Annotated in this window: 1 protein-coding gene; it reads right to left on the bottom strand. The window is 69.6% G+C overall.

Annotation, left to right across the window (positions count from 1 at the left end):
- Positions 1–437, bottom strand: a 437-nt coding sequence (locus tag ITJ68_RS18835; RefSeq protein ID WP_194663677.1) for an alcohol dehydrogenase catalytic domain-containing protein, incomplete at both ends; no start/stop codon positions are given.

Genomic DNA, 437 nt, shown 5'->3' with positions numbered 1-437 from the left:
GCGCAGGAGAGGGGTTCGGCGAACGCGGCGACCTGTCCGGGGAGGTCAGCGGACACGGGGTGGGTGAGGGCCTTGGCGGGGACGAGGACGTACTCGGCCATGGCGCCGTCGTGGCCCTTGAAGCCGAACATGTCGTGCACGGCGCACATCCAGTAGGCGCCTTCGAGGCAGTAGCGGCATTCCCAGCAGGGCACGATCTGTTCGCACGCGATCCGGTCCCCGAGGCTGAGCTTCCGCTTGGTGAGGGTGGTGTCGTCGCCGGCGATGACGGTGCCGACGAACTCGTGTCCGGGGATCCGGTTCGTCTCGGCCCATGCCGGTCGGTTCTCGTCCCCCCAGAACTTCGCGGCGCCGTGGTAGCACTTCAGGTCCGAGGCGCAGATCCCGACGGCGTCGGTGCGGAGCAGCAGTTCCCCGGGTCCTGGGGTGGGGACGGG

This window comes from Curtobacterium sp. VKM Ac-1395, from assembly GCF_015350975.1.
Taxonomy (GTDB): Bacteria; Actinomycetota; Actinomycetes; order Actinomycetales; family Microbacteriaceae; genus Curtobacterium.
The sequence above is the reverse complement of the archived record's forward strand: the minus strand, read 5'-3'. Positions and strand labels throughout refer to the sequence as shown.